The organism is Streptomyces sp. NPDC003327 (assembly GCF_053589515.1).
Map to the genome: position 1 here is coordinate 13,742 of NZ_JBSFSA010000059.1, position 20,250 is coordinate 33,991.

The following is a 20,250-nucleotide window of genomic DNA, read 5'->3' on the forward strand; positions in this document are numbered from 1 at the left end:
CGCGTGCGTCAGCTCCTGCGGTTGCCGCCGACCAGGGCTTTGCCGGCCGGGATGCGGATCTCGTAGCCGCCGTCGAGAGCGGTGGTGGCGCCGGCGGGCAGCTCCACCCGCCAGACGCGGGTGCCGGGCGCGTGACGTTCGGGCGCGGTGCCCGCCGGTCCGTGGGCCGCCGAACCGTCCGCCGCCGGGTCGTGTACGCCCGGGTCGAGCGCCTCGGGCACGGTCCAGTCCGCGCGCTCCTCGATCCGTACGTCGGGGTCGTCGGTGACCGGCACGCGTTCGCGGACCTCGACGGTGACCGGGCCCGCGAGCCGGTTGGCCAGCTCGACGTGGACGCGGTGGCCGAGGACGGTGGTGGTGTTCCGCAGCCCGGTGGTCGACTCGTCGAGGTGGGTGCGGCGGATGACCCGGATGCCCTCGGCGGGCCCGAGCCCCACGCGGTTCACCCCGCCCGGAGCGAGCGTGGGCAGCGCGGCCGTCAGCACGAACGCGTCGTCCACGGAGACCTCCACCGGGCCGGCGAGCAGCGCCCGCTCGGTGGCGTTGGAGAGCACCAGCGTGCCGTACACGGTCGGCTCGACGGACGGCACGCAGAGGTACTCGGTGCGCAGACCGACCGGGACCTCCCCGACGGTGACGGTGTGCCAGGTGCCGTCCGAGGGGATGTCGGCGCGTGCGACGGCGTCGTACCGGTGGTCGAACGACCCCGCCGAAGCGCGCGGCCTGACGGCGTGTCCGGGCAGCGGGAGGGCCGTCACGGCCTCCGCGCGGCGACGGTGCTCGGTCGCCACCGGGTCGAAGGACGCGTCGGGGAGGAGCAGACCGCGCCGGTCGGCCCGGTCCTCCGGACCGGTCAGGACGAGCGCCGCGTAGTCGAGCTGTGCGCCGCTGGGCCGCGGCGACCCGGACACCGGAGGCGGCGGAGGCGGCACGGGAGCGGGCGAGACCGGGCTCGGAGCACCCGCGGCGGGAGCGCGGCGGGCCCGGGCCTGCGCGCCGGGCGGTGGCCCGCCTGGCTGTACGGGGGAGGGGCGGTGCGCCTCCGGTACGGCGAAGGCGGCGTCGGGCACGGCACCGTACCCGCCGCCGTACGCGCCTGCGGGCGCCGGGGGCCCACCGGGCGGTGCGCCCCAGGCCTGCGGCGGCGGTGGCGGCGGCGCCATGACCGGCTGCGCGGGCGACGGCGCGACGGGCGACGGCGGTACGGGCGCCGACCCCACGGCCCCGCTCCCGGCCCCGCCCGCCCTGCCCGCGCTCCCGGCCGCCCCGCCCACGGCGACCGGCCCCGGGCGGGGCCCCACCGCGTCGTACCCGGCGAAGAGGTCGGCGAGACCCGCCGGGGGCTCGCGCCAGCCCGACGGCGCGGGAACGGGCTGGCGGCGGCCGATCCGGACCGAGCGGAGCCGCGGCAGATCGGTACGGCGCCGCAGGTCGGCGGTGGCGAACGCGACGCGGACGCCCGTCCAGTCCTCGCCGGTCCGCTGGGCGACCGAGGCGCGCAGCACGAGCCGCCCGCTGCCGTCGCCCGAGCGGTGGTCGAGCCGGTAGGCGGGCACCCAGACGGCGCCCGGCACCCCGTACTCCACGTCGAGGTCGACCTCCGTGCCCGCGGGGCCGTCGAGCGTCAGGACCGCGCACAGGGTCGTGTCGAGCGCGCCCGACGGCCCCGCGGTCGAGGCGCGGGCCAGCCGGTCCTCGGCGACCTCCAGGTCGTGCTCGGCGCGACGGACCGCCTCCTCGAGCTCGTCGAGCCGGTCGTGAAGGCCGGTGAGCCGCCCGTCCACGAAGTCCGCGAGCGCCAGCCAGGCGTCGACCGGCGTGCGCCGGTGCGGGTCCTCGCGCTTGCGGCCGGGCGGCACCGGACGCAGCCCCGCGACCTCCTCGATGCGACCGCGCTGGCGGTCGCGGCGGGCGACGGCCGCCGCGTACGCGTCACGGAGCCGCTCGGCCTCGCGTCGCGCCCCTTCCGGGGCGCCGTCCCCGGTCACCGCGCCGACCGCCTCGGACGCGGCCTCCACCCGGACCTCCGTGACGCGCACCGCCGGGGCGCCGAGGACCCGGGCCCGCAGCGAGCCGGGGTCGAGGGAGCGGGGGAGTCCCGCCACCCGCACCCGGCCGTCCGCGGGCACGGCGCCCCGGGCCAGCCGGTGGCAGAGCGCGCCCTGCGCGTACACCACCACCGCGTCGAGGGTCGACCCCCACCGCTCCACCGTCCCAGCCCCCGTCATGCGCCTCGCCCGCCCCCGTGGTCCGCGTACGCGGCGAAGCCTACGCCGAGTGCGTCCGCCGCCGCGCGGGTGCGGGGCGGCGGACGTAGAGTCCGAACCATGAGCGGCGCGGACGGGCCCGCGGACGCCCACACCGAGGACGTGTTCGGCGACGGACGGATGGATGCCGCCCTCGCCGACGTCATGCGGGACACCGGGGCCTCCATCGGCTTGGTGTACCTCCTGGTGCCGGGCGACGGGATGCTGCGGCTGGTGCTCGCCTCCGGAGTCTCCCGGGAGATCGCCGCGCCCTGGGTGCGGGTCCCCGCCGACGCCCCGATCCCGGTCGCGGACGCGATCAACGACCGGCGGATGGTGTGGCTGGCGAGCCGCGAGGAGATCGCCCACCGCTACCCGCGGCTCGGGATCTCCCTGCCGTACGAGTTCATGCTGGCGGCCGCGCCCTTCGCCGACGACGAGACCGTCTGGGGCGGCGTGGTGCTGCTCTGGCCGATCTGGCACCCGCCCGGCCTCGACGACCGCGAGCGCGGGACGGTCGACGCCTACTGCCGCCGCTCGGCCCGCCTGCTGCGGCTCGCCGCCGACCAGGACCCGCCGCCGCCCCACCCCACCGAGCCGCGCCTCGTCCAGCCGGCGCGGCCCTCCCGGTCCGATCCCGCCGTCGGCGCCGCCGCGGTCGACTTCACGGAGCGGCTCCCGCTCGGCTGCTGCGCCCTCGACCTCGAAGGGCGGCTCACCTTCCTCAACACCGCGGGGGCCCGCCTGGTGAACGCGGGCGCCGCCGCGCTGCTCGGCCGCCGGCCGTGGGAGGTGCTCCTCTGGCTGAACGACCCGGCGTTCGTGGACCGCTACCGCGAGGCCGTCATCACCCGGCGGCCGACCTCCTTCACGGTCCTGCGGCGGCCCGCGAACCGGCTGAGGTTCGAGCTGTACCCGGACCCCACGGGCATCAGCGTCCACATCAGGCCCGTGGAGGGTCCCGCCGCCGAGCCGGACTCCCCGCCCGGCGAGCCCGTGGGCGCCACGGCGGTCCACCACCTCACCCACCTGGCGGCGGCCCTCGCCGAGGCCGCCGGGGTCCGCGAGGTCGTCGACCTGGTCGCGGACCAGATCGTGCCCGGCTTCGGGCCGCAGGGCCTCGTCCTGATGACGGCGGACGAGGGGCGGCTGCGGATCATCGGCCACCGCGGCTACGACCGCGCGTTCGTCGAGCGGTACGACGGCACGCCCCTGACGGCGGAGGTCGCCGACGCGCAGGTCCTCGCCACCGGCGTGCCGCTCTTCTTCGCGGACCCCGAGGAGCTGCTGCGGGCGCATCCGAACGCGCCGCGCTACGAGGGCCGCTTCGCGTGGGCGTTCCTGCCGCTGATCGCCTCCGGCCGTCCCGTGGGCTCGCTGATCCTGTCGTACGACCGGCCGCGCCCGTTCGCCGCGGCCGAGCGGGCCCTGCTCACCTCCGTGGCCGGGCTCATCGCGCAGGCGCTGGCCCGCGCCCGGCTGTACGACACGGAGCGCGCGCTCGCCCGCAGCCTCCAGACCAGCCTGCTGCCGCACCGGCTGACCCCGCCCCCGGGGGTCGCCGTGGCCGCCCGCTATCTGCCCGCGGGCCACGGCATGGACGTCGGCGGCGACTTCTACGACCTCGTGCGCACCTCGCCCACCACCGTCGTCGCCGTCATCGGCGACGTCCAGGGGCACGACACCACCGCCGCCGGCCTGATGGGGCAGGTGCGCGGGGCCGTGCACGCCCACGCGACCTTCGGGGCGTCCCCCGGCGACGTCCTCGCGCGCACCAACCGTCTCCTGAACGACCTGGACCCCGAGCGGTTCACCAGCTGCCTCGTGGCGGAGCTCGACCTCGCCCGCCACCGGATCCGGCTCGCGAGCGCGGGCCACCCCGCCGCGCTCCTGCGCGGCCCCGACGGCCGGGCCCGGCTCCTCGACGTACCGCCGGGGCTGCTCCTCGGGATCGCCGACGACGTCGCGTACGAGACGACGGAGGTGCCCTGGGAGCGCGGCGCCGTGCTCGCCCTGTACACCGACGGGCTCGTCGAGGCCCCCGGGGTGGACTTCGACACGGCGCTCGCCGGGCTCGTCGGCCGGCTCACCGGCTCTCCGGCCGAGGATCTGGACGTCCTGGCGGACGGCCTGATCAGCGAGGTGCGGGACCCCGCGCACCGTACCGACGACGTCGCCCTCCTCCTCGTACGCCGCGACGTCTGAGTCCTCGACCCGTCCTCAGGTGTGACCTGTATCACATTACCGGCGGTATCTGAAACACCGTGTCGCAGGTACATTGGCGCCCGGACCCAGCGCCGAATCCGCCGCCGCCCCTCGCGGCACGGCGCCCGGCAGGCAACAGGGAGACGGTCATGGAGCAGCGGCACGTCGACGTACTGATCATCGGCGCCGGTCTTTCGGGCATCGGCGTCGCCTGCCACCTCGGCGAGGGCAACCCCGGCACGACCTACACGATCCTGGAGCGGCGCGACGCGATCGGCGGAACCTGGGACCTCTTCCGCTACCCGGGCATCCGCTCCGACTCCGACATGTACACCTTCGGCTACGGCTTCCGTGCCTGGCACGGCACCAAGGTCCTCGCCGAGGGACCCGACATCCGGCGCTACATCCGCGAGACCGCCGACGAGCACGGCGTCACCGACCGCGTCCGCTTCGGCCGCAAGGTCGTCCGCGCGAGCTGGTCCACCGAGGACGGACGCTGGACCGTCGAGGCGCGCGACGAGAAGACCGGCACCCTCGACGTCCACACCTGCGACTTCCTCGTCAACGCCACCGGCTACTACGACTACGACCGGGGCCACCGCCCCCGCTTCCCCGGCGAGGAACGGTTCGGCGGCACCCTCGTCCACCCCCAGCACTGGCCCGAGGACCTCGACCACCGGGGCAAGCGCGTCGTCGTCATCGGCAGCGGCGCCACCGCCGTCACCCTCGTCCCCTCCCTGGCCGACGAGGCCGCCCACGTCACCATGCTCCAGCGCTCGCCCACGTACGTCATGGCACTGCCCCGCCACGACCCCCTCGGCGTCCTGCTCCGCCGGATCGGCGTCCCCGCCCCCCTGGTCCACCGCATCGGCAGGACCCGCAACATCGCCCTCCAGCGCGCCCTGTACACCCTGTGCCGCGCAGCCCCCGGCGTGATGCGCGCCGTGCTGCTCGCCGGGGTCCGCGCCCGGATCGGCAAGCACGTCGACATGCGCCACTTCACGCCCTCGTACCGCCCCTGGGACCAGCGGCTCTGCGTCGTGCCCGGCGGCGACCTCTTCAAGGCCCTCAGGAACGGCAGCGCCTCCGTCGTCACCGACCACGTCGAGACCTTCACCGAGACCGGCGTCGTCCTGCGCTCCGGCGAGGAACTCCCCGCCGACATCGTCGTCACCGCCACCGGACTCCGCGTCCAGATCGCCGGCGGCGCCGAGTTCCTCGTGGACGGCCGCCCCGTCGACACCCGCGAGCACGTCCTCTACAAGGGCGTCATGCTCGACGGCGTCCCCAACTTCGCCCTCGTCCTCGGCTACACCAACGCCTCCTGGACCCTCAAGGCCGACCTCGCCGCCGCGTACGTCAGCCGCCTCCTCACCCACATGGACCGGCACGGCTTCACCCACGTCACCCCCGTCGCCGACCCCGCCGACCGGTCCGCCGAGTCCGCCATGGGCGACTCCCTCACCTCCGGCTACATCGCGCGCGGCGACGCCGTCATGCCCCGCCAGGGCACCCGTGCCCCCTGGAAGATCGAGAACGACTACTACCGCGACCGCCGCGCCCTGCGCCGCGCCCCCGTCGAGGACCCCGCGCTCCGCTTCGGCCGCCGCACGGACCCCGCCACCGGGCACGACACCCGCCAGGACTCCGCCCCCGTCGCGTGACCGTCCCGCCCGCACGGCCCCCGACCAGCAGAGAGCGAGGACCCGTCATGACGAGCACCGGCCGGCAGACGTACGAGGAGACGCTCAGGACCCTCTCGGAAGGGTCGGTGCGCGTCCACTTCGACGCGTTCACCGACATCGACTGGGACCACCCGGACTTCGCGGTCGACCCCAAGGACCCCCGCTGGACCCTGCCCGAGGTCGACCCCCTCGGAGGCCACCCCTGGTACCGGGCGCAGAGCCCGGAACGCCGGGCCGAGATAGGACTCTGGCGGTACGCCACCATCACCAAGGTCGGCATGCAGTTCGAGAACGTGCTGATGCGCGGCGCGCTCGACTACCTGTTCTCGCTCCCCAACGGCACCCCCGAATTCCGTTACCTCACCCACGAGATCACGGAGGAGTCCCACCACACCCAGATGTTCCAGGAGTTCGTCAACCGCACGGGCGTCGACGTCCGCGGCGGACGCCTCTCCTTCCGCGTCGTCAGCCGGATCCTCCCGCTCTTCGGGTCCGTGCTCCCCGAGGCGTTCTTCGCCGGGGTGCTGGCCGGCGAGGAGCCCATCGACCACCTCCAGAAGGCGATCCTGCGAGCCGGGGACCAGGGCCACCCCCTGCTGCGCCGCATCATGCAGATCCACATCGCCGAGGAGGCCCGGCACATCTCCTTCGCCCACGAGTTCCTCCGCGAGAAGGTCCCCGGCCTCGGCGCGGTGCGCCGCGGCACCCTCTCCGTCGCGTTCCCCCTCGTCATGCGCCTCCTCGGCGACGTCATGATGATCCCCGACCGCAGGACCGCCGCCCGGATGGGCCTGCCGCGCCACGTCGTCAAGGACGTCTTCTGGCGCTCCGAGGAGGGTGCCAAGCTGCTCCGCGACGTCTACGCCGACGTACGGATGCTCGCCGAGGACATCGGCCTCATGAACCGCGTCTCCCGCCGCGTGTGGCGGGCCCTGCGCATCGACGGCCGCCCCTCCCGCTACCGGGGCCAGCCCGCCCCGCAGAACTCCTGACCGAGCGGAGAACCCCGCGATGCCCTACGTCGTCACCCGGTCGTGCTGCGCCGACGCCTCCTGCGTCCTCGCCTGCCCCGTCAACTGCATCCATCCCGCACCAGGCGAACCCGGCTTCGCCGAGGCGGAGATGCTGTACGTCGACCCCCGCACCTGCGTCGACTGCGGGGCCTGCGTGACGGCCTGCCCGGTGGACGCGCTCAAGCCGCACACCCGGCTCACCCCCGCCGAGCAGCCGTTCCTCGCCCTCAACGCCGCCTACTACGAGGACCACCCGCACGCCGACCGCGCCCCGCTCGCCGTCGTCCCGCGCCCCCGGCGGCTCACCCCCCGCGCCGCGGACCGGCCCGTGCGCGTCGCCGTCGTCGGCGCGGGACCGGCCGGCCTGTTCGCCGCCGACGAGCTGCTCGCCCACCCCGGCGTCGCCGTCACCGTCCACGACCGCCTCCCCACGCCGTACGGCCTGGCCCGCACCGGCGTGGCCCCCGACCACCAGGACACCCGCCGGGTCACCCGGCTCTTCCGCGCCATCGAGTCCCAGCCGGGGTTCTCCTACCGCCTCGACGTCGAGGTCGGCCGGGACCTCCACCACGAGGACCTGCTCCGCGAACACCACGCCGTCGTCTACGCGGTCGGCGCGGCGACCGACCGGCGGCTCGGCATCGACGGCGAGGAGCTGCCCGGCAGCGCCTCCGCCACCGACTTCGTCGCCTGGTACAACGGCCACCCCGACCACGACGCCGACACCCACGACCTCGGCTGCGAGCGCGCCGTCGTCATCGGCAACGGCAACGTGGCCCTGGACGTGGCCCGCGTCCTCACCGCCGACCCCGCCGCCCTCGCCCGGACCGACATCGCCGACGGGGCGCTCACCGCGCTGCGCGCGAGCCGGATCCGCGAGGTGGTGGTGCTCGGTCGGCGCGGCCCGGCCGAGGCCTCCTTCACGCTGCCCGAACTGCTCGCCCTGACCGCCCTCGACGGGGTGGACGTCCTCGTCGAGGGCGGCCCCGGCGGCGTCCCCGAGGCCGCCTCGCCCAAGACGGCGCTGCTCGCCGAACTCGCCGCCCGCACCCCGGTCCCGGGGCGCCGCCGCATCGTCCTGCGCTTCCGGACCGCCCCGGTCCGCGTCCTCGGCGCGGACCGGGCGACGGGCGTGGAGGTGACCCGTACGGACCTGCGCGCCGCCGCCGACGGCTCCGTACGGGCCGTGCCGACGGGTCCCACCGAGACGCTGGCCGCCGGGCTCGTCCTGCGCGCGGTGGGCTACCGCGCACGCCCCGTCCCCGGGCTGCCCTTCGACGAGGCGACCGGGACCGTCCCGCACGAGCGGGGCCGCGTGACGCCCGGGGTGTACGTCGCCGGATGGATCAAGCGCGGCCCGACCGGCTTCATCGGCACCAACAGGACCTGCGCGCGGGAGACGGTCGCCTCGCTCCTCGACGACCTCGAAGCCGGGCTCCTGACCGAGCCGCCGGGGCCCGCGGCCGCCGCCCCTCCCGCCGCCGTCGGCCTGGACGGCTGGCGGGCCGTCGACCGCGCGGAGCGGGCGGCGGGCGCCGCCCGGGGCAGGCCCCGGGTCAGGCTCACCGACCGGGAGGCGCTGCGCGCGGCCGCCGCCGCGGAGCCGGTGGCCGGGCGGCGCCGACGCCCCTCCTGAGCCGCCGCGTGCGCACGTATGCTGCGGGAATGGCGGAGACGACGAAGGGGACGGGGAACGGGGCGGCGACCGGCCGGACGGGGACCGCGGCGACGACCGGCCTGCCCGGGGCGACGGGTGTCACGGCGACCGGGCGGGCCGGCGGGGCCCCGGCCGCTGCCACCGGCCGGGCCGCGGTCGACGCCGACGGGCGCTCCACCCGGTGGAACGCCCACAAGGCCCGACGGCAGAGCGAGTTGATCGACGCGGCCGTGGCCGCGATCGAGGACGAGGGCCCCGGCGTCGGCGTCAAGCAGATCGCCGACCGCCTCGGGCTGCCGCGCTCGGTGGTCTACCGCCACTTCAAGGACCGCGCGGACCTCGACGAGCTCATCCGCCGCCGCATCGTCGACTCCCTCATGGCGGACCTCGCGCCGACCCTGGAGCCCGACGGCACGGTGATCGAGGCGATCCGGCGCTCCGTCGACGCCTACCTCGACTGGATCGGCCGCCACCCCCGCCTGCACGCCTTCCTCGGCACGGGCGCGGCCGCGCCGGGTGACGGCGGCGGAGTCGTCGCGGGCACGAAGGCGGCGATCGCCGTCCGCGTCGGCGAGACGTTCTCGACGGTCCTGAAGGCCCTCGGCGCGGACGCCGTCCCCGCGCCCGCCATCGCCGTCGGCATCGTCGGCTTCGTCGACGCCACGGTCAACCACTGGCTCGCCGACCGGCACCCGGACCTCGCGCCGGGCCTGACGCCGGCCCTGACGGGGGAGCGGCTCGCCGACCTGCTGACCTGCTCGATCTGGTCGATCCTGGACGGCAACCTCCGGGCGCTCGGCATCGTCCTCTCCCCGGACCGGCCGATGTCCGAACTGCTCTGATCGGCCTCGTCGGCCTCGTCGGCCTCGTCGGTCTGATCGGCCTGATCGGCCTAGGCGCGGCCCGCCGCCTTCTGGGTCCTGCGGGACAGCGAGTCGACGACCACCGCGGCGAGCAGAACCGAACCCGTGATCATGAACTGGACGGCGTTGCTGACGCCCATGATGTTCATGCCGGACTGGATGGAACCGATCACCAGGGCGCCGAGCAGGGCGGACCAGACCGAGCCGCGCCCGCCGAACAGGCTCGTCCCGCCGATGACCGCCGCCGCGATCACGTTCATCAGGAGGTTGCCGCCGCCGGAGGTCTGGCTCGCCGACTGGATCTGCCCGGCGAGGAAGATCCCGCCGATCGCCGCCATGGTCCCGGCGATCGAGAACACCGTCATCCGCACGAACGGCACGCTGATGCCGGCCCGGCGCGCGCCCTCGATGTTGCCGCCCACCGCGAAGATCCGCCGTCCGTACGTGGTGCGCCGCAGCACGAAGTCGAGGACGACGAGCAGCACCAGGAAGATCAGCAGCGCGAGCGGCAGCCCCTGGTACTGGTTGAGGATGTACGCGGTGGCGAACGCGAGGGCCGCGAGCACCACCGTACGCAGCACGATCTCGGTGATCGGCCGGTACGGCACCCGGGCCGCCCGGCGCCTCCTCGCGTCGAGGAGCGAGGCGGCCAGGAAGAGCCCGACGCCGACGGCCGCCGCGGCGTAGGCGGCGGCCGGGCTGCGGAAGATCGTCGAGTACAGCTCGGAGACGACGCTCTCACTGGGGATGTTCACCGTGCCGCTGGTGCCGAGGACCTGGAGCATCAGCCCGTTCCAGGCGAGGTTGCCCGCCAGCGTGACGACGAACGCCGGCACCCCGACCTTGGCGAAGAAGAACCCGTGGATCAGCCCGACGACCGCCCCGCCGGCGATGGCGACGAGCAGCGCCAGCCATTCGTTCATGCCGTTGAGGACGTTGAGCACGGCGAAGATCGCCGCGCACAGACCGCTGACCGAGCCGACGGACAGGTCGATCTCTCCGAGCAGCAGCACGAACACGATCCCGACGGCGATCATGCCGGTGCCGACGATCTGCTGACTGAGGTCGGAGAGGTTCTGCGCCGACAGGAACGCGCTGTTCAGGCTCCCGAAGACCGTCCAGATGACGATGACGGCGAGGACGACGGGCAGTGAGCCCAGCTCGCCGCTGCGCAGCTTGCGGCGGAACTCGCCCACGTACCCCTTGAACCCCTCCTCGCGGACGAGGAGCCTGCTGTCGACGGCGGGTACGGCGCCGGGCGCCGGGTCCTGCGCGGCGGTCACCCTCGCCGGTCCGCCGCCGTCGGGCCCCCGGGGGGCGCGGCCGCCGCCTCGGTCACCGCTCATCGCTCATCCCCTCCTCCTCTTCCCGCTTGCGGGCCTGGCGCCGGGTGACGGCGCTGTCGGTGGCCCCGGTGATGGCGGAGATGATCTCCTCGGTGGTGGTCGAGCGCTTGTCGAAGAAGCCGTTGTTCCGGCCGAGGCGCATGACGGCGATCCGGTCGGCCACCGCCATCACGTCCACCATGTTGTGGCTGATCAGGATGGTCCCGAGGCCGCGCTCACGGAGCCGCTCGACCAGGTCGAGGACCTGGGCGGTCTGCTCCACCCCCAGCGCGGCGGTCGGCTCGTCGAGGATCACCACCTTCGGCGCGCCGATCAGCGACCGGGCGATGGCCACCGTCTGGCGCTGCCCGCCGGAGAGCGAGGCCACCGGGATGCGGACGCTCGGTATCCGGATGGACAGGGTGTCGAGCAGTTCCCGGGCGCGCTGGTCCATCCGGACCTCGTCGAGCACCCCGAACCGGCGCAGCTCGCGCCCGAGGAAGAGGTTGCCGACGACGTCGAGGTTGTCGCAGAGCGCGAGGTCCTGGTAGACGGTGGCGATCCCGAGGTTCTGGGCGTCGTGCGGCCGGTGGATGGAGACCGGACGGCCCTCCCACTCGATCACGCCCTCGTCGGGCGGGTTGACCCCCGCGATCGCCTTCACCGCGGTGGACTTGCCCGCACCGTTGTCGCCGACGAGGGCGACCACCTCACCGGCGTGGACGTCCAGGTCGAAGCCCTTGAGGGCCTGCACCGCACCGAACCGCTTGGAGACCCCCCGCAGACTGAGCACAGGTGATTCCGGCAACGCCAACCGCCTCCTCGGCCGCTCCGCCCGCGCGGACCGTTCCTGCGCGAGCTGCCGGAGACCGGGAACCGCCCGCCGGGCGGCTCCCGGAGGACCGGCTACTGGAGTCCGGCCTCCTTGCAGGCCGACGCGTACGTCGGGGTGCAGATCTCCTGGACCGTGTAGAGCCCGTCCTTGACGACCGTGTCCTTGATGTTGTCCTTGTCGACCACGACCGGGGTCAGCAGGCGGGCCGGGACCTTGTCGCCGCTGCCGCTGGTGACGGTGGTGGGGACGAGGTCCTTCGGGAGCGCCTTGCCCTCGGCGAGGTTCACGGCCATCGTCGCGGCGATGTCGGCCTCCGGCTTGTACGGCTTCTCCACCGTGATCGTCTGGGTGCCGAGCAGGATCCGCTGGATCGCGTCGAGCTGGGCGTCCTGGCCGGTCAGCGGCACGTTGATGCCGGCGGCCTTGAGGGCGGTGGCGATGCCGGCGGCCAGACCGTCGTTGGCCGAGTAGACGCCGACGATCCGGTCCTTGCCCAGGGCGCTGATCGCGCCGGACATCTGCTGGTTGGCGTTGTTCGGGTCCCAGTTCGGCGTGTCGTACTCCTTGCCGATCTTGACCTTGCCGTCGAGGACCGAGTGCGCTCCCGCCTTGAACTCGGCCGCGTTCGGGTCGGTCGGCGACCCGTTGTGCATCACGATCTCGCCGCTGCCGGCCTTGTCGCCGAGCGCGTCGAGGAGCGCCTTGCCCTGCAACTCGCCGACCTTGCGGTTGTCGTACGAGACGTAGGAGTCGACGGGGCCCTGCGCCAGGCGGTCGTACGCGACGACCTTGACGCCCGCGTCATGGGCCTTCTGCACCGAGGACTGGATCGACTTGGCGTCCACCGCGTCCAGGATCAGCACCTTGTTGCCCTTGGCGAGCGCGGTGTTGACCTGCTGCTGCTGGGTGGTCGCGCTCTCCGCGGCGTTGTAGTAGTCGATCTGCGCGTCCGGGGCCAGCTCCTTGATCTTGGCCTCGATGTACGGGCGGTCGAACTTCTCGTACCGCGTGGTCTTGCTCTCGGGCAGCAGCAGTCCGATCTTGACGTCGCCCTGCGCCGCGGCGTCCGCTCCCGGCTGCGCCGCGCCGCTGGTGGCGACCGCGCCCAGGGACAGGGCGGCGACACCGGCCAGGGCTGTGGCCGCTCGCAATGTACGGCTCATGGGAGGCTCCTTCCGCACGCCTCCTTCCCCTCACCGCGAGAGCGCGGGAACGAGGATGCATGTTCGCCTATATATCGACATTAGCCGCAACCCGGGGACCGGCAAGCGGGTGAACCGCCGCCCGCGGGGTCCGGGACCTTCGAGGCCGGGACCGGGGCCTTCGAGACCGGGACCGGGGCCGGTGCCGGGCGCGCACGGCGCACGGGGTCACCGCGCGCAGGTCACGGCCGGGGGGCAGGGGCGGTGAGTCCGAGGCTGCCGGGCACCGCCCGGAAGGTCCGCTCGACGTGCTCGACGAGCGCGGGCAGGGCGCGCTCGCCGGGGGAGCGGATCCAGGCGCGTGCGGCGATGCTCCATCCCGTGGTGGTGAGTTCCGCGAGGACCTGGGCCCCGAGGTCGTCGGACGGCAGCCCCAGTTTGGCGGCCAGCCGCTCGCGGATCCGCTGCTGGACCTCGGCGCGATGGCGGGCGGTGTACGCCATGAGGGCCGCCTCGCCGCTGATGATCCGGCGCGTGGCGACATAGCGCTCCGCCCACTCGGCGCCGAGTGCCGTGACGGCCCCGCCCATCAGCGCGCCGAGTTCGGCGAAGACCGGCCCGGACAGGGCCCGTTCGTCCAGGGCGGCGATGTAGGTCGACCACAGTTCGACCTCGGCCTCGATCCCCGCGGCCTCCTTGGCGGGGAAGGTGCGGAAGAAGGTGCTCTTGGAGACCTCGACCGAGTCGACCAGCTCCTCCACGGTGACCGCGTCGAAGCCGCGCTCGCCGAAAAGGCGCAGGGCGGCGGCGGCCAGCGCCCTCCGGGTGTGCAGCTTCTTGCGCTCGCGCAGGGGGAGGGAGCGGGCGTCGGGCGGGGTGGGGCTCGGCATGGCAGCACCCTATCCGAACCGGCTCCAAGGCCCGATAGTGAACAAGTGTCATTCGGGCCTTGCTTGCAATTGATACTGAGTGCCAAAATGGCCTCGGTCGCACAATGTCGCCCCTCTCCCAGGAGTCACCATGTCCGCATCCGCATCCGCTTCCGCACCTGTCTCCGCATCCGCGCCCGTGTCCGCATCCGCATCCGCATCCGCACCCGCGCCCGTGTCCGCACCCGCGCCCTTCAACAGCCAGGTCCTCGGCCGCGCCCACTACGCCGCCCGCGCCGTCCTCGAACGCGAGCTGGAGCGCCGGGGCATGACCTTCCATCAGTCGCTCGCACTGAACGTCGTCGCCGCCGCCGGCGGTTCGATCGACCGCGCCGAACTGGCCGACCGGCTCGGCGCATCGGCGAAGATCGACGCGGCCACGGTGGACGCCACCGTCGCCGCACTCGCCGCGGCCGGACTCCTCCGGGCGGCGCCCGACGCCCCTGACCGGCTCGTCACCACGGACGCCGGCCGGGCCGAGCAGCACGCGATCGCCGCCTGGACCGCCCCCGTCGCCGCGCGCCTGTACGGCGGCATCCCGACCGAGGACATGGCCGTGGCGGGCCGCGTCCTGGCGCTCGTGACCGAGCGCGCCAACGCCGAACTGGCCGCCTCTGCCGCCGGGGTTGCCGGGTCCGCCGCCGGGGCTCCCACCGGGGCTTCCGGGGCGTGAACCGCCGGCTCACCCGTTCGGCTCAGGCCCGATCGTGCCGTCCCGCGCTCCGACGGAGGGTGGGGAGCAGGCAGCGCAGTGGAGCCAGGCCGCACAGGCGAGCGAGCACAGGCAGGTACGCATGTCCCGAACCGGTCCTCCCCTGTTCACCGTGGACGGGCGCGGCTCGATCACGACCTGGAGCGCCCGCGCCGCCGACCTGTTCGGCCGCCCCGAGGCCGAGGCCGTCGGGTGCGGCGTGCTCGACCTCGTCACCGGTCCGGTCGGCCACCCGGCCCCCTCCGGGCGGAGCTGGCGGGCCGCCCGCATCCCGGGCGGCACCGGCGAACCGCGCTGGGCCGTGTGGGAGGAAGGGCCGGACGACGGCGGCCGCCTCGACGAGGCCGTGCTCGCCGCCGTCTTCGACCAGGCCGACGTGGGCGTCCACGTCCTCGACACCGACCTGCGGGTCCTGCGCGTCAACCACGCCGCCATCGGCATGCGCGGCGTCCCCGAGGAGTGCGTCGTCGGGAAGACGGCGGCCGAGGCGTACGAGCCCACCGGCATCACCCTCGACGAACTCGGGCTCCGCGCGGTCCTCGCCACCGGGCGGCCGATGCGCGACCGGCTCGTCCGGGGCAGACCGCGCGCCGACCCCGACAGGGAACGGACCTACTCCGTCTCCGTCTACCGCCTCCAGGACGACGCGGGAGAGCCGCTCGGCCTCGTCGCCACCGCCGTGGACGTCACCGACCGCGAACGCGCCGAGGAACGACTCCACCTGCTGCACGAGGCCCGCGAGCGGATCGGCCGCACCCTCGACGTCGAGCACACCGCCCGCGAGTTCGTCGAGGTCGCCGTCCCCGCCTTCGCCGACTCCGTCCTGGTGGCCCTCACCGACTCCCTCCTCCAGGGCAGCGCGCCCCGCCCCCGGCCCGACGGGGAACCGCTGCTCCTGCGGTGCACGGTCACCGGATGCGAGGACACGGACCTGCTGCCCCCGGTCGGATCCGTGCTGCTCCCCGGCCTGTTCGGCGACCCGGTACCCGCCCGCCCCGTCCTCCTCGAAGGCGGCTGCGGACCGAGCGGCCCCGAGGACGACGTCCGCCTGGTGGCGCCGCTCCGGACCCACGGGCAACTCCTCGGCGCGGTCGTGTTCCGGCGCGCCCCCGGCTCCGAACCCTTCACCCCCGAGGACCTCGACCTCGCCGAAGGACTCACGGCGCGGACCGCGACCTGCCTGGAGAACGCGCTCCGCTACAGCCGCGAGCACATCGTCATGACGGCCCTGCAGAGCCACCCGCCCGGACCGGAACGCGAGACGCAGCGGGCCGCCGAGATCGTCCAGCGCCACCACTCCGGCGGCAGCGGCGCGGGCTCCTGGTTCGACTCCATCCCCCTGCCCGGTGCCCGCGTCGCCCTCGTCGTCGGGCGCGTCGAGCACCCCGGCCTGAGCGCCGTGGCCACCATGAGCAGGCTGCGCACCGCCGTGCACAGCCTGACCACGCTCGACCTCGACCCGCACGAACTCCTCGCGCGGCTCCACTCCGTCACGCTCCGCCTCGCCCGCGAACAGGGCGAGGAACAGGGCCTCGACGAACCGACCGCCAGCTGCACCTTCGCGGTGTACGACCCGGGCAACGGCCGCCTCGACCTCGCCCGCGCCGGCACCTCCCTCTGCGCGGTCGCGCTCGCCGACGGCTCCCTGGAACCGGCCCTGCTCGACGAGGGAGCCCTGCTCGGCGGCGAGGGACCGCCCTTCGCCAGCGGCGCCGTCACCCTCCCCGAGGGCTCCACGATCTGCCTCGCCTCCTCCGGTGAGGACGAGGCCACCGTGCCGACCGCCGGCCTCGCCGCCGCCCTTGAACGGCCCTCACGCGACCTGAACCGGATGGCCGACGACCTCCAGCGCCTCCTCGCCCCCGACCGCGTCCTCCTCCTCGCCCGCACCCGCCGCCTCCCGGCGAGCGACGTCGCCCGGTGGGACGTCCCCCGCGACCTGGCCGCCGTCGCCCCGGCGCGCCGCCGCGCCGCCGAACGCGTCGCCGCATGGGCGCTGCCCCTCGACCCGTACACGGTGGAACTGGTCGTCAGCGAACTCGTCACCAACGCCGTCCGCTACGGCGCCGAACCCCTCACCCTCCGGCTCCTGCGCGGCACGACGACCCTCACGGCCGAGGTCCACGACCGGGCCTCCAGCGCCCCCTACCTCCGCCACGCCAAGGCGGCGGACGAAGGCGGCCGCGGCCTGCACATCTGCGCGACCCTCGCCGAGAACTGGGGCGTCCGCCACACGGAGGACGGCAAGACGGTCTGGGTGGAACTCGCCCTCTGACCCCCCCGTGGGCGCCGCGCGCCCGTCGGAACAGGTGCTTATTACCAAAGTCGGGTCAAGGAGGAGAAGTCGGAAAGATCAATGGCTTGCTCAAGGGCCCAGCTCGCCTTCGCGGCAATCATTCCCGGAGGCTCCTCGGATCGGCGTGAAGCAATAATGATGGTATCCAGAAGTGCACCGAGGAGCACTTCGGCCGATGGCAGCAGGATCCCGAATCCGTAGGGCTCCAACTCTCCGGCATGAACGATGGAGTTTCTGGCTGCGTAGAGACGAGACAGGGCAATCATGAAACTGTTTCTTACGGATCTGACCTCGTTCGGGTCGTTGATAAGTTTTGTTACCCGTTCGACGGCGAGCTGACCGAGTGCGTTCGTGATTGCAAGGCTTCCTCCTTTCCGCAGATGGTGCTCAATCTCCCTGACTCGGGCATCGGCGGAAAGATTCTTCAGGTTTTCCGCCAGGGCATCCCGGCTGGAACGGGAGTGGCTGGTGGCAAGGCCATTGAGCTCGTCGAAGATGAAGCGACATGCCAGAATATCTGCAGCTCGCTCAGCTACTACTGCAAGCTGTCCTCCCTTCCGGCGAGCAGGGTCTCCACGGCTGCCCATGAGCTAATACAAGTGCTGCGATCCAGGCCAGAGTGAAAATCGCTCAGCAGGTCGATCGCAGCTTCGATTTGGTTGGGCAGCGCGTCAAATAGTTCCTTCCCGCCGTCTTCATCTAGGGACGGGATGCGAAATGACCTTGCGCGTTCGCTGGGAAGATTCGCCGAAAATGCACCCGGGCTCACCCATGCCGTGCCGTGATGCACGATCCTGCGTTTGTTGCTTGCAAGATCTGCCCGCGTTTCGATCTGAGCCATGCGCTTCTGGGAAATTTCGAGCACGGTGTATTTGTCTATGGCGTTGACCGTCAACTCAAAGCCGCCCACATGGGCGGGCATTTCACGCGAAGGGAAGAGCTCGGTGAAGCGCTGCGAGAAGTCGCTGCGTGATAGCCAGGGCTTTCCGCTTCGACTACTCATGCGGGCAGATTTGGCCAGGGGTATCAAGACGGTCCAGGGGCTTTCATCCTGGCTCAGCCGACTGGCCTCTTCCATGATGTGAGCCATTGAGCTGGAGCCCTGGTTCCGACTCAGCTCGTAGCTGAACTTATTGACGATCCACGATTCAGAGAACCCCAGCATCTGCAGATGTGAGCCAATGAGCTGAGCCGAAGTGTCAATGTTCAGGGAAAATTGACCAGCGGGTTTCGTTTCGTCGGAATTTTGGATCGCGTCGATCCAGAGGCCCATGTAGTCGGCGTCAAGCGTGTTAACCTCATGGAGCAGAAGATTAAACGAATAGCTGCCCTTTTGGAACCTGTCCAGGTTATTCTTCTTGGGGAGGGTCTTGAGCACTGCCCCTCGCCTTTTGCCGACGAGGCACGGGTCCTGCAGGATTATGGAATTTGCCGCTGCGAGAGCGACCTCCTGGGCGCGGGCAGACGCTCTGGGGTCGGCAAGCGCCAGGAGTTCGCGCAGTTGGCCGATCGTTCCGTATCTCCATGATCGCCTGGACCACGGAGAGTCGGGTCCCCTGAAAAGTTCCTTGATTCGCAAAGCCAGCACATGGCCCGCGCTTCCGTCAACAAACATTCCTTCATTGCATCACACAAACGGCGTGCGTGTAGGGATGTTTTGATTTCCGAGCAGCCGGTTTTCCGTTGGATCGTGCAAGCGAGCAGACAGCAAAGGGCGGGGAGCTCGAACTCCTCGCCCTTGCCATGGTCTGGCTGGCAGGACTCGAACCTGCGCTCTCCCCCTTGTTGAAGGGTGCTCTAGCCGCTGAGCTACAACCGCATCCACGGTACCAGCACGGCTGCGTCTGCTACGGCTCACGTTGACTGGCGAAGTCGGCTTCAGAGTTGAGCGGTCATCACTCCGATCCCGGGATCTCACGGACCCGGCCTGCGCGGCCAAGACGGCACTTCGCCGCCTCGCCCTGCACTACCAGGCGGCCTGAACGCGGCGGGCTTTCCACGACGTCGGCACGTCCGAGGGAACGCGTTCCACGACTGCGCGACCAGGCCACCGTTCTGAACCCGCAGGATCTCCAGCAACGAGGCCTGCAGGCGGACACCGAGCCGGCGCTCGGCGTCCTGGAGGACCGCATCGGTCAGCGGGGGCTGCACCCCGTGCAGGCCCTCGCCCCAGAACGTCGTCTTCACCACATCGAACCGAGCACAGATGCATCCTATGAACTTCAACGCCCCTCGGAGCAGCGGCTCCCCACCCCCCTCGGCAACCGAAACCGCCCCCCGGTACGTCCTGGTCACCGATCACGGCGCACCGGGGCGGACAGCGGGAGGACATGGTGGACAGGCCACGCGGACGGACGGGCAGGCCCGGACGGACGGTTCGGGTTGTCGGCGCGCTCGGCTGCGTCGTCGCCGGACTCCTCGCCTTTCCCCGGCTCGTTCCCAACAGCCCCGGCCGGCTGGGCAGCCTCCTGGAGAACTTCCTGCCCTGGCTGGGTGCGGCGGTGCTGCTGCTCGCCGCTCTCGCCCTCCTGCTCCTGCGTCGCCGCGCGGCCCCCGCCCTCGCGGTCCTACTGCTCCCCGCGGCCGTCTGGAGTCACGCGTACGGCGTGCTCCTCCTGCCGGCGGAGCCGCCCGGCGCCCGCGGCCTCCTCGTCGTGCAGCACAACGTCAGCGACGACAACGCCGACCCCACCGGCACCGCCCGGGCCCTGGCCGCCGCGAACCCCGATCTCATCGCGCTCCAGGAGCTGGTCGACCCGGCGCTGGGCTCCTACGAGGCGGCCCTCGCGCCCGCGTACCCGTATCACGTCGTCCACGGCACCGTCGGCCTCTGGTCCCGCCACCCCCTCACGGGCGGCGTGCCCCTGGACATCAAACCCCGCGACGTCACGGAGCCGTGGAACCGCGCCCTGCGGGCCGTTGCGCACACCCCGCACGGAGACGTCGCCGCATACGTCGCCCACCTCCCGTCCGTACGGCTCGGGGCGGGTGGTCTCGCCTCCGCCCGCCGCGACGAGAGCGCCGCCCTCCTCGGCCGGGCGCTGGCCGCCGAGCGGGCGGACCGGGTCCTCCTCGTCGGAGACCTCAACGGAACCGTCGACGACCGCGGCCTCGCCCCGCTGACGTCCCGGCTGGGCGCCCCGGAGCGCGGCTTCGCGTTCAGCTACCCGGCGGCGGCTCCGCTGGCCCGCATCGACCACGTCCTCGTACGCGGGGCCGCGGTGCCCTCGATCCGTACCCTCCCCGCCACGGGAAGCGACCACCTCCCCGTCGCCGCGCGGATCACCCTGCCCTGACGGGCCCTGGGCTGCGCCCGCGCGGGGCACGACGAGGGGCGCCCGG

The 20,250-nt window shown here is 73.0% G+C and carries 15 protein-coding genes; 8 read left to right on the top strand and 7 right to left on the bottom strand.

What is annotated here, in order from left to right; genetic code table 11:
• Positions 1 to 8 precede the first annotated feature (8 nt).
• Positions 9 to 2,228: a DUF4139 domain-containing protein gene (locus ACWDVG_RS29115; protein ID WP_451703559.1), complete on the bottom strand. Its 2,220-nt coding sequence runs from the start codon at positions 2,226 to 2,228 to the stop codon at positions 9 to 11.
• A 99-nt stretch (positions 2,229 to 2,327) separates the two neighbouring features.
• Between ACWDVG_RS29115 and ACWDVG_RS29120 the strand changes: the two genes are divergently transcribed.
• The 5 genes from ACWDVG_RS29120 to ACWDVG_RS29140 all read left to right on the top strand — a co-directional run bounded on the left by ACWDVG_RS29120 (position 2,328) and on the right by ACWDVG_RS29140 (position 9,648).
• A complete protein-coding gene (locus tag ACWDVG_RS29120) occupies positions 2,328 to 4,451 on the top strand; it encodes a SpoIIE family protein phosphatase (RefSeq protein WP_451703560.1) in 2,124 nt (707 codons plus the stop codon).
• A gap of 149 nt (positions 4,452 to 4,600) precedes the next feature.
• On the top strand, positions 4,601 to 6,115 hold the full coding sequence (locus ACWDVG_RS29125) for a flavin-containing monooxygenase (protein ID WP_451703562.1): 1,515 nt from the start codon (positions 4,601 to 4,603) through the stop codon (positions 6,113 to 6,115).
• A gap of 47 nt (positions 6,116 to 6,162) precedes the next feature.
• Positions 6,163 to 7,128 (top strand): AurF N-oxygenase family protein, encoded by a 966-nt coding sequence (locus ACWDVG_RS29130; RefSeq protein WP_451703564.1) that lies wholly within the window; start codon positions 6,163 to 6,165, stop codon positions 7,126 to 7,128.
• Positions 7,129 to 7,147: 19 nt separating this feature from the next.
• Entirely contained in the window at positions 7,148 to 8,785 is a 1,638-nt protein-coding gene (locus tag ACWDVG_RS29135) for an FAD-dependent oxidoreductase (protein ID WP_451703565.1), read from the top strand.
• A gap of 29 nt (positions 8,786 to 8,814) precedes the next feature.
• Positions 8,815 to 9,648 (top strand): TetR/AcrR family transcriptional regulator, encoded by an 834-nt coding sequence (locus ACWDVG_RS29140; protein WP_451703567.1) that lies wholly within the window; start codon positions 8,815 to 8,817, stop codon positions 9,646 to 9,648.
• 50 nt (positions 9,649 to 9,698) lie between these two features.
• Here ACWDVG_RS29140 and ACWDVG_RS29145 read toward each other — a convergent pair whose 3' ends face one another.
• The 4 genes from ACWDVG_RS29145 to ACWDVG_RS29160 all read right to left on the bottom strand — a co-directional run bounded on the left by ACWDVG_RS29145 (position 9,699) and on the right by ACWDVG_RS29160 (position 13,861).
• Positions 9,699 to 11,015, bottom strand: a complete 1,317-nt coding sequence (locus ACWDVG_RS29145; protein ID WP_451703569.1) for a sugar ABC transporter permease — start codon at positions 11,013 to 11,015, stop codon at positions 9,699 to 9,701.
• On the bottom strand, positions 11,005 to 11,802 hold the full coding sequence (locus ACWDVG_RS29150) for an ATP-binding cassette domain-containing protein (RefSeq protein ID WP_451703571.1): 798 nt from the start codon (positions 11,800 to 11,802) through the stop codon (positions 11,005 to 11,007). The genes ACWDVG_RS29145 and ACWDVG_RS29150 overlap by 11 nt, the downstream gene beginning before the upstream one ends.
• Positions 11,803 to 11,900: 98 nt before the next feature.
• Positions 11,901 to 12,992 carry an ABC transporter substrate-binding protein gene (locus ACWDVG_RS29155; RefSeq protein WP_451703573.1) on the bottom strand — a complete coding sequence of 364 codons (1,092 nt, stop codon included), beginning with the start codon at positions 12,990 to 12,992 and terminating at the stop codon, positions 11,901 to 11,903.
• A gap of 221 nt (positions 12,993 to 13,213) precedes the next feature.
• On the bottom strand, positions 13,214 to 13,861 hold the full coding sequence (locus ACWDVG_RS29160) for a TetR family transcriptional regulator (RefSeq protein WP_451703575.1): 648 nt from the start codon (positions 13,859 to 13,861) through the stop codon (positions 13,214 to 13,216).
• 214 nt (positions 13,862 to 14,075) lie between these two features.
• On the opposite strand from ACWDVG_RS29160, the gene ACWDVG_RS29165 reads away from it, so the two are divergent.
• Positions 14,076 to 14,573: a MarR family transcriptional regulator gene (locus ACWDVG_RS29165; RefSeq protein ID WP_451703577.1), complete on the top strand. Its 498-nt coding sequence runs from the start codon at positions 14,076 to 14,078 to the stop codon at positions 14,571 to 14,573.
• A gap of 121 nt (positions 14,574 to 14,694) precedes the next feature.
• Complete coding sequence (locus tag ACWDVG_RS29170) at positions 14,695 to 16,887, top strand: SpoIIE family protein phosphatase (RefSeq protein ID WP_451703578.1); 2,193 nt, start codon at positions 14,695 to 14,697, stop codon at positions 16,885 to 16,887.
• 41 nt (positions 16,888 to 16,928) lie between these two features.
• Here ACWDVG_RS29170 and ACWDVG_RS29175 read toward each other — a convergent pair whose 3' ends face one another.
• Together ACWDVG_RS29175 and ACWDVG_RS29180 are read right to left on the bottom strand one after the other, a co-directional pair.
• Entirely contained in the window at positions 16,929 to 17,495 is a 567-nt protein-coding gene (locus ACWDVG_RS29175) for a hypothetical protein (protein ID WP_451703579.1), read from the bottom strand.
• Entirely contained in the window at positions 17,444 to 18,286 is an 843-nt protein-coding gene (locus tag ACWDVG_RS29180; protein ID WP_451703581.1) for a hypothetical protein, read from the bottom strand. Before ACWDVG_RS29180 ends, ACWDVG_RS29175 begins: the two co-directional genes overlap by 52 nt.
• A gap of 952 nt (positions 18,287 to 19,238) precedes the next feature.
• Between ACWDVG_RS29180 and ACWDVG_RS29185 the strand changes: the two genes are divergently transcribed.
• Positions 19,239 to 20,204 carry an endonuclease/exonuclease/phosphatase family protein gene (locus ACWDVG_RS29185; protein ID WP_451703582.1) on the top strand — a complete coding sequence of 322 codons (966 nt, stop codon included), beginning with the start codon at positions 19,239 to 19,241 and terminating at the stop codon, positions 20,202 to 20,204.
• Positions 20,205 to 20,250 lie beyond the last annotated feature (46 nt).